The sequence below is a fragment of the Bacillus sp. 05T31 genome, from assembly GCF_056396725.1.
The window spans coordinates 1-467 of sequence record NZ_JBFTMA010001363.1 but is presented as its reverse complement, the minus strand read 5'-3'; the positions used below and the strand labels follow the sequence as shown (position 1 = coordinate 467).

The following is a 467-nucleotide window of genomic DNA, read 5'->3' as shown; positions in this document are numbered from 1 at the left end:
CATATATACCTGGGTGGAGCCACTAGGTATTGGAGGACATACTTTAATAACATTGAATAAAGAAAGGACAGGCTGTTATCAATGTCTATTTAAACCAGATGAGGATACACCTATTTATAACCGTTCAGCATTCGCAGAGCCATTCCAAGAGTTTGCTAAGTCAATTACCGGTTGTGGCTCTGTATTTACACCATATAATTTCTTAGACAGTGAACGTTCCGCTATGTTAACTGTAGATACTGGGATCAAGATACTTTTAGGAAGCCTAAAAGGTAATCCGCTTTTATCATGGAAAGGGGATGATTTTCTTTTTGAAAAGTATGACTATAAAAAAACGACACGTTATTCATTTACTAACGAGAGATTAAATGAGACAAAATATTTATATAAAGATGCTCAATGCCTCATTTGCTCCGAAGAAAGTAGTGATGTGCATGAATAACAACATAATAGAAGAGGTTTTTATA

At 34.9% G+C, this 467-nt stretch carries 1 pseudogene; it reads left to right on the top strand.

The window, feature by feature from the left end:
• Positions 1-442 (top strand): annotated as a pseudogene (locus AC1DJR_RS33320) (E2/UBC family protein); the annotation flags it as partial.
• Positions 443-467: the final 25 nt, after the last annotated feature.